This is a genomic window from Enterobacter cloacae complex sp.6700776 (assembly GCF_048284255.1).
GTDB classification, from domain to species: domain Bacteria; phylum Pseudomonadota; class Gammaproteobacteria; order Enterobacterales; family Enterobacteriaceae; genus Enterobacter; species Enterobacter intestinihominis.
Map to the genome: position 1 here is coordinate 1 of NZ_JBLVYK010000253.1, position 280 is coordinate 280.

A 280-nucleotide genomic window follows, 5' to 3' on the forward strand; every position below is an offset into this window, starting at 1 on the left:
GTATTCTATCTGCGTGACCCGCTGAAATTCCCTGACTTAAACCACGTTGTTAAACGCTGCCCTTACACCAATATGCGTAGCGCTGCCTATAAATGGGATTTCTTCTCCCACTTACCTGAAGCGCTTCATCAATTAACCATTGATGTCAGCGACCGCGGCTTACCAAAAAGTTATCGCTTTATGCACGGTTTTGGTAGCCATACCTATAGCTTTATCAATGCGAATAACGAACGTTTTTGGGTGAAATTCCACTTCCGTAGCCAGCAAGGTATCGAAAACC

The 280-nt window shown here is 44.6% G+C and carries 1 protein-coding gene; it reads left to right on the forward strand.

Annotated elements, in window-relative coordinates:
* A partial coding sequence (locus ACNQ0T_RS24125) for a catalase (protein WP_417930487.1) occupies positions 1–280 on the forward strand: 280 nt, incomplete at both ends.